Here is a 7,023-nt window from a genome sequence, read left to right on the forward strand (position 1 = left end):
GGGCGAGCCTTGCAGCCCGCCCCTCTTGCATCCTGCCTGAGGCAGCGTCTTAGTAAACGCGTGCCTTGGGCTTGATATATTCCGCTTCGTCCGTGAGCGTATAGTCGTGCACCGGGCGGTAATCGAGCGACACCTTGCCGCCCTTGCCACCCCAGCCCTCGAACCAGCTGACGGTGTGCTTCATCCAGTTTTCATCGTCGCGGTTCGGGAAGTCCTCATGCGCATGCGCACCGCGGCTTTCCTTGCGATTTTCCGCGCTGACCATGGTGCAGACCGCCTGGGACATGAGATTGTCCAGTTCCAGCGTCTCGATAAGGTCGGTGTTCCAGATCAACGAGCGGTCGCTGACCGCCACATCAGCCAAGCTGGCATTGACCTGCGCCATCTTGGTGACGCCCTCGCTCAGCAGCGCGCTGTCGCGGAACACGGCGGCATGCTTCTGCATGGTGTGCTGCATTTCAAGGCGGATCTTCGCCGTCGGCGAGCCGCCCTTGGCGTTGCGATAATGGTCGAGACGCGAAAGCGCCAGATCGGCCGCGTCGGTCGGCAGCGGCCGGTGCGAACCATTGGGCTTGATCGTTTCCTTGAGGTGCAGGCCCGTAGCGCGGCCGAACACGACAAGGTCGATCAGCGAGTTCGAACCCAGGCGGTTAGCGCCATGGACCGACACGCAGGCCGCTTCGCCGACTGCATAGAGGCCCGGCACGACGACTTCCGGATCATCGCCGACCTTCGTCACCACCTGGCCATGATAGTTACAGGGGATGCCGCCCATATTGTAATGGACGGTCGGGGTCACAGGCAGCGGCTGGCGCGTCAGGTCGACGCCCGCGAAAATCTTGCCGCTTTCGGTGATGCCCGGCAGGCGCTCGGCCAGCACCTTGGGATCGATATGGTCGAGGTGCAGGTAGATGTGATCCTTGTTCGGACCCACGCCGCGCCCTTCGCGCATTTCCATCGCCATCGAGCGCGACACGACGTCACGCGACGCAAGATCTTTCGCCGAGGGGGCATAGCGCTCCATGAAGCGCTCGCCCTCGGAGTTGGTCAGGTAACCGCCCTCGCCGCGCGCGCCTTCGGTGATCAGCACGCCCGCGCCGTAGATGCCGGTCGGGTGGAACTGAACGAACTCCAAATCCTGGAGTGGCAGGCCCGCGCGCAGCACCATGCCGCCGCCGTCGCCGGTGCAGCTATGTGCCGAGGTGGCGGAGAAATAGGCGCGGCCATAGCCGCCCGTCGCCAGCACGACCGCATGGCTGCGGAAGCGGTGGATCGAGCCATCTTCCATGCAGATGGCGATCACGCCACGGCATTCGCCATTTTCCATGATCAGGTCGATGGCGAAATATTCGATGTAGAAGTCCGCATCATATTTCAGGCTCTGCTGGTACAGAGCGTGCAGCATGGCGTGGCCGGTACGGTCGGCGGCGGCGCAGGTGCGCTGCACCGGCGGGCCGGCGCCCATATTCTGCATATGGCCGCCGAACGGACGCTGGTAGATCGTCCCATTCTCGTTGCGGCTGAACGGCACGCCGGCATGTTCCAGCTCGATCACGGCCGCAGGCGCTTCACGCACCATATATTCGATCGCGTCCTGGTCGCCCAGCCAGTCCGACCCCTTGACGGTGTCGTACATGTGCCAGGTCCAGTGGTCGGGCGAGTTGTTGCCGAGCGACGCGGCGATGCCGCCCTGTGCCGCGACGGTGTGCGACCGGGTCGGGAACAGCTTGGTGATGCAGGCGGTCTTCAGGCCCGCTTCGGCGCTGCCCATGGTCGCGCGCAGGCCCGATCCGCCCGCGCCCACCACGACGGTGTCGTAGGTGTGGTCGATGATCTTATAGGCTTCGGTCATTACTTGACGACCCCCGTGAGCGCGATCTTGGCGATCGCGAAGATGCCAGCGGCGGCGCCAGCAATAGTGTAGAAGTTGAGCAGCAGGATGGCAAAGAAGTTCAGCCCCTTGTCGTGAACATAATCCTCCAGCATCACCTGCATGCCAAGGCGCAGGTGCCAGAAGACGCTGACAAGCATCAGCATCAGCGGCACGGCGACGAGCGGATTGGCGATCCAGTTGCGGACGCTCTCATAATCCAGGCCCGGCAGGCTGACGAGGCTGAAGATCAGCCACAGCACCAGCAGCAGGTTGCTGACCGACGTATAGCGATGCGTCAGCCAATGGCCCGCGCCGTGGCGCACCGAGCCCAAGCCACGAACGCGGCCGATTCCGGTTCCCGTTCCCATCAGAATTTCCCCGCGAAGATAAAGGCCCACAGCGCGACGGTGGCCAGTGTCGATAGAAACGGGATCACCAGCGCCCACCGCTTGTTGGTGTTGAGTTCATAGCCCGCGCCCAGGTCCAGCACCCAGTGGCGGATGCCCGACATCATATGCTGAAAGAAGAACCAGCTGATGCCGACCATCACCAGATAGCCCAGGGGCGAGGTGGCGCAGTTGATGAAGCTTGCATAGGCTTCCGGCCCGATCGCCGCCGCCATCAGCCACCATACAACCCCCATCACACCAACGGTTGCAAGACCGTTGCCGGTCACGCGGTGCAGGATGGAGATCGCCATGTGCGGCCCCCATTTCCAGATCGTCAAATGCGGCGAGAGCGGCCGGCTCGTGGTTCGCGCCATATCTACCTACGTCCCTGATGCTTGTCCCTGATTCCCGTCCCCTTAGGCACGATCGGTCAAGAGGGCAAGCCGCGCTGGCCGCGCGGGCGGGCGATCTCGGCTAAGAACTGATTAACCAGATCGCGCTATGACCTCGGACACGAACAAGACAATTGAGGTTTGCCGCATATGACGTCCGTCGCACCAGCGAAGAGCGCAATGATCGCCAGCATGGCCGAAATCGATCCAACCGGCGAATTGGCCGCGGGACTTCGCGAAATTCGTGACCTGATAGGCGACGCCTCGTCGGTCGTGGCCCGCACCTTTTTCGACAGCTATATGGATCAGTCGCATCTGCGCAGCACGCTGGCCGCTTCGACGATCGCGAAAATCGAGACCGAAGCGCATGAATATGTCCGGCAGAAGCTCAGCTTTTATGAAGCAGGCAGCTGGGCGGGCAGTTGCATCGCTTGTGTGCGGCTGGCTCGCAAGCGCGGCTTGCCGCTGGGTGTCGTCCTGACGGCGGTATCGGAAGCCAACAAGAAGCTGACGAGCCTCATTTGGCAAAAGGCTGCGGATGACGCCACTCGTCAGCGGCTGGTGAATATCATCACGATGGTCAGCATGGTCGATGCCAGCATGATGACCAATGCCTTTGCCGGCGACGAAGCCGAAGCCCAGCGCAACGAGCGCCAGCGCATCGGCACCCTTTTCGAACAACGGATCATGGGCGAGATCGACGGCGCTTCGCATCTGGGCGAATCGCTTCGTGAACAGGCGAAGGACGCCTCCGCCGCCACGCGCGGCATGCTCGGCAAGGCTTCTGAAGTCGCTGCGGCGGCTGAACAGTCGGCCATTGCGATGCGGGAAGCGGCGCGTACTTCGGCGGGTCTCATCCGCGCGATCGAGGACGCCCGCACCGAGGTGGAGAGCGCCGCAGACGTTGCCCAGCGCGCCGCCCGCCAGTCGGGAGATGCGGTGACCATGTCCGCCACCTTGTCGGAACATGCCAAATCGATCGAATCGATCCTCGGCCTGATCCGCGACATTGCGGGCCAGACGAACCTCCTTGCCCTCAACGCCACGATCGAAGCAGCCCGCGCAGGTGATGCGGGACGCGGCTTTGCTGTCGTTGCGCAGGAAGTGAAGAGCCTCGCCAACCAGACAGCGCGTGCCACCGACGAGATTGCAGGCAAGATCGCCGATATTCAGGCTTCGACGCGGCAGTCGGTGGAAACCAACGAGCGGATCCGCGACACGGTAGGCGAAGTGCAATCGAGCGCCGATCGCATCCGCCATGCGATGGATGCACAGGCCCAGACGGTCACCATGATCACCGCCGCTGTCGACGAGACGGCGCTGGCGGCGGACTCCATGTCGAGCACCATTTCCGCGATCCGTCAGGATACGGAGGTCGTCGCTTCGGAAATAGACCAGCTGGAACGCGGCTTCATGAGCGTCGAAGGCAAGCTTGCCAGCCTGCGCGCCGCATCGTCCGATTTCGGACGGCAAGTGGCTTGACCCACTTCTCCCCTCCCGCAGGCGGGAGGGGTCGGGGGTGGGCCCTGCAGAGCCCCTCGCTAACCGTCACCCTAGCGACCCGAGGGGCGCTCCAGGCAATGCCGGGATTTTGCACGGCTAATCCGCACCATCCATAAAAGATGCCAGCTTCCGCTGGCATGACGAAACAGGTTGAGGGAAAAGCGCCCCCGCTTCCCCTCTCCCGTTCAAAGTTCTAAAGGCCGCGCCATGACCGATGCCGCGCCCTCATCCGCTCAAAGCTGGAAAGTGACCCTCCCCTGCACCCGCGCCGAAGCGGAGGCGTTGGACGGCGACATCGCGGCCTTTGCCCTCATGGACAAGCCGCCGGTGCTGATGACCAGCGAAGCGACGCCGGACGATGAAAATGCCTGGCAACTCGACGCCTATTTCGAAGGCGAGCCCAGCCCCGCCGCGATCAAGCTTCTTCGTTCGCTGGTGCCGAGCGCGAATGGTATCAAGCCGGTGGTCGAACAGCTGCCCGACGAGGATTGGGTAACGCTGAGCCAGCAGGGTCTGGAGCCGGTTACCGCCGGGCGCTTCCACATCCGCAACCTTGCCAGCGATCCGGAACAGCCGGGGCATGTCAACTTCCTGATCGAGGCAAGCCGGGCGTTCGGCACCGGGCAGCATGAAACAACCGCAGGCTGCCTTCAGATGCTGGATCGGATGCGTCGTGTCGGCATGCGCTTTGGCAATGTTGCGGATATCGGCACGGGAACAGGATTGCTTGCGTTCGCAGCGCTTCACCTGTGGCCCAACGCCTATGCCACAGCATCCGACATCGACCCGGTTGCCGTTGATATCAGTGCGGCAAATGCTGCCGCCAATAAAATCCAGGCCGGAAAGGGACAAGGCCAGCTCGCGCTCTATGTCGCGGCGGGCGTCGATCATCCGGCTATCGCTACCCGGGCGCCCTATGATCTGCTGATCGCGAACATCCTTGCCGGTCCGCTGATCGAACTTGCGCCCTCGCTATGTGCGCTGGTGGAAGAAGGCGGCACGATCCTGCTCGCGGGATTGCTGAAGGAGCAGGCGGATGCCGTTCTGTCAGCCTATCGGGCTCAAGGCATGCGCCTCGCGGAACGTATGGACAATGGCGATTGGCCAACCTTGCGGCTGCGCAAGCGCCCGCGCATCGGCTGGAAACGCCCTACCCGGCTAGACAAGCAGGCGCGCGGCGAAGCACCGGGATATGGCAGCCTGTAACTTTGATGCAGGCCTGAAAAAGCGGGGCTGGCCAGCTTTCCTGGAAGCTGGTGGAGCACGATAATCCACTTTCAAGACGTGATGCAACATTGCCACAGTGCGTGGTGCAATGCGGCATGTCGTTGTTTGCGAAGCTTTACTCGCCCCCGTCAGCCTCTCTAAAGCGCGCCCAACGACAACAGGAACCCAGAGAAGGAGCCTCCTCATGAAAAAACTCATCGCTTCGGCGCTGCTGCTTGCCAGCGTTTCGGCCCCCGCTTTCGCGCAGGACGCCGTGCCGTTTTCCGGTCCCTACATCGCCGGCGTCGTCGGTCTGGATCATGTGGACGTTAACTCCGTCAACCATGACAGCGACCTGCTTTATGGCGGCATCATCGGCTATGACATCAACGTCAACGGCGCCGTGTTCGGCATCGAAGGCGAATATGCCGATTCCGACGTGAAGGAGCTCGGCCTTCGCACTGATCGTGACCTCTATGCAGGCGTCCGCATCGGCGGCGAAGTCGTGCCGAACGTCATGGCCTATGCCAAGGGTGGCTACACCAACGCCCGTTTTGAGAATGCCGCCGACGACGGCTTCAAGCTCGACGGCTACCGCCTGGGCGCCGGTCTGGAAACGACCGTTCAGGGCTTCATCGCGCGCGCCGAATATCGCTATTCGCGCTACGAGAACATCGGCAACGTGAACCCCGAGCGTCACCAGGCTGCGCTGATCCTCGGCTACCGTTTCTAAGAAACGGCTCAGCAGAAAAAGAAAGGGCGTCCCTCTCGCGAGGGCGCCCTTTTTTTATGTGAGAAATGACAGCGCACAGGCGCCCTTGTCTCCTGTCTGCACCAGCCTAATGTCGGCTTCGCTGTTATTTCGAGCGAGGCTTGCCCATGACCATCACCCGCCGCGTCACGCTTCATGAAGGCCTTGGTGGCCCCTTCGAGAGCATGGCCGTCCTGGACAAGAGCGCAGGAGGACCTCGGCCCGGCATTCTGCTCTTTTCCAATGTTCTGGGGACCAAGGAAGCGGATTTCGCCTATGCTGAAAAGGTCGCGGCGCTTGGGTACACGGTGCTCGTCGCCGACATTTACGGCCAAGGGAAGCGCACCAGCCGCGATGATCCGGATATGGCGCGCTACATGAACGCGCTCAACGCCGATCGCGCATTGCTCCGCGACCGGGTCAAGGCTTCACACGCGCACCTGAAATCCCTGCCGGAAGTGGATGCGAGCCGGACAGCCTCGATCGGCTTTTGCTTCGGCGGCAAATGCGTGCTCGACCTGGCGCGCAGCGGCGCGGATATTGCCGGTGGCGTCAGCTTCCATGGCGTGTACGACGCGCCACCATTTCCCAATGCCGCCATGACAGCGAAGCTTTTGATATGCCATGGCTGGGATGATCCTATCGCTCCTCCGGCCGCCACGGTCGCGCTCGCCGAAGAGCTGACGCAGTCGGGCTGCGACTGGCAGATCCACGCCTATGGTCACACCGGGCACGCGTTCACCGATCATGCAGTCAACATGCCTGACAAGGGGCTCGCCTATAATTCGGACGCCGACAAACGCAGTTTCCGGTCCATGCGGGACTTCCTGGCAGATCTGTTCGGCTAGAGTATCCGTGATGATCAAGCTGGAGATTGCGTCCAGCATCGATCGGCTTTGAGCAGGGCGT

7 protein-coding genes are annotated in these 7,023 nt (G+C 62.4%); 4 read left to right on the forward strand and 3 right to left on the reverse strand.

Features of this window, described 5'->3' with window-relative positions:
• Positions 1-49: 49 nt before the first annotated feature.
• The 3 genes from sdhA to sdhC are packed head-to-tail and all read right to left on the reverse strand — an operon-like array spanning position 50 to position 2,636.
• Positions 50-1,852 (reverse strand): succinate dehydrogenase flavoprotein subunit, encoded by a 1,803-nt coding sequence (gene sdhA, locus MU848_RS18695; RefSeq protein WP_097090946.1) that lies wholly within the window; start codon positions 1,850-1,852, stop codon positions 50-52.
• Complete coding sequence (gene sdhD / locus MU848_RS18700; protein ID WP_097090945.1) at positions 1,852-2,241, reverse strand: succinate dehydrogenase, hydrophobic membrane anchor protein; 390 nt, start codon at positions 2,239-2,241, stop codon at positions 1,852-1,854. Before sdhD ends, sdhA begins: the two co-directional genes overlap by 1 nt.
• Positions 2,241-2,636, reverse strand: a complete 396-nt coding sequence (gene sdhC, locus MU848_RS18705; protein ID WP_201515030.1) for a succinate dehydrogenase, cytochrome b556 subunit — start codon at positions 2,634-2,636, stop codon at positions 2,241-2,243. The genes sdhD and sdhC overlap by 1 nt, the downstream gene beginning before the upstream one ends.
• A 168-nt stretch (positions 2,637-2,804) precedes the next feature.
• On the opposite strand from sdhC, the gene MU848_RS18710 reads away from it, so the two are divergent.
• From MU848_RS18710 to MU848_RS18725, 4 genes are all read left to right on the forward strand, one after another.
• Complete coding sequence (locus MU848_RS18710) at positions 2,805-4,136, forward strand: methyl-accepting chemotaxis protein (RefSeq protein ID WP_097090943.1); 1,332 nt, start codon at positions 2,805-2,807, stop codon at positions 4,134-4,136.
• Positions 4,137-4,364: 228 nt separating this feature from the next.
• Positions 4,365-5,363: a 50S ribosomal protein L11 methyltransferase gene (locus MU848_RS18715; protein WP_247234823.1), complete on the forward strand. Its 999-nt coding sequence runs from the start codon at positions 4,365-4,367 to the stop codon at positions 5,361-5,363.
• Between the two features lie 205 nt (positions 5,364-5,568).
• Positions 5,569-6,096, forward strand: coding sequence for a porin family protein (locus MU848_RS18720; protein ID WP_247234825.1), 528 nt, complete (start codon positions 5,569-5,571; stop codon positions 6,094-6,096).
• A 146-nt stretch (positions 6,097-6,242) separates the two neighbouring features.
• Positions 6,243-6,962, forward strand: a complete 720-nt coding sequence (locus MU848_RS18725; RefSeq protein WP_247234827.1) for a dienelactone hydrolase family protein — start codon at positions 6,243-6,245, stop codon at positions 6,960-6,962.
• Positions 6,963-7,023 lie beyond the last annotated feature (61 nt).

Origin of the sequence: Sphingobium agri (assembly GCF_023051225.1) — a bacterium.
GTDB classification, from domain to species: Bacteria; Pseudomonadota; Alphaproteobacteria; order Sphingomonadales; family Sphingomonadaceae; genus Sphingobium; species Sphingobium agri.

Bases quoted from the DNA above. Each gene is read 5' to 3' on its own strand.
- sdhA (WP_097090946.1), bottom strand. From the start codon at position 1,852: ATGACCGAAGCCTATAAGATCATCGACCACACCTACGACACCGTCGTG.
- sdhD (WP_097090945.1), bottom strand. From the start codon at position 2,241: ATGGGAACGGGAACCGGAATCGGCCGCGTTCGTGGCTTGGGCTCGGTG.
- sdhC (WP_201515030.1), bottom strand. From the start codon at position 2,636: ATGGCGCGAACCACGAGCCGGCCGCTCTCGCCGCATTTGACGATCTGG.
- MU848_RS18710 (WP_097090943.1), top strand. From the start codon at position 2,805: ATGACGTCCGTCGCACCAGCGAAGAGCGCAATGATCGCCAGCATGGCC.
- MU848_RS18715 (WP_247234823.1), top strand. From the start codon at position 4,365: ATGACCGATGCCGCGCCCTCATCCGCTCAAAGCTGGAAAGTGACCCTC.
- MU848_RS18720 (WP_247234825.1), top strand. From the start codon at position 5,569: ATGAAAAAACTCATCGCTTCGGCGCTGCTGCTTGCCAGCGTTTCGGCC.
- MU848_RS18725 (WP_247234827.1), top strand. From the start codon at position 6,243: ATGACCATCACCCGCCGCGTCACGCTTCATGAAGGCCTTGGTGGCCCC.